This window comes from Pseudoalteromonas aliena (genome assembly GCF_038155085.1).
Classification (GTDB): Bacteria; Pseudomonadota; Gammaproteobacteria; order Enterobacterales; family Alteromonadaceae; genus Pseudoalteromonas; species Pseudoalteromonas aliena_A.
In genome coordinates, this window is the sequence record NZ_JBAKAU010000222.1 from 1 (window position 1) to 215 (window position 215).

Below are 215 nucleotides of genomic sequence, written 5' to 3' on the forward strand. Positions count from 1 at the left end.
GCTCGGGTAGATTGACTAAAGAGCTAATTACAACATCATCAGAACTACCAATAAAGCTAACATCCATTCCTGTTAAGCTTTTTAGCTCATTAGCATCGTCATCATCTATTTTAAAGCCAACCAAACTATAAGCAACACTCCTTGGTGCTCTAACGGGAAATAAAATAACTTCATAAAGAGCATTATTAAGAACCACAAATTTCGATTCTTCTGGC

1 protein-coding gene is annotated in these 215 nt (G+C 35.8%); it reads right to left on the bottom strand.

Going from position 1 to position 215, the window contains the following annotated elements; all coding sequences use genetic code 11:
- Positions 1–215 (bottom strand): hypothetical protein (locus V6260_RS19160; RefSeq protein ID WP_341595617.1); only part of this gene is annotated, 215 nt, incomplete at both ends.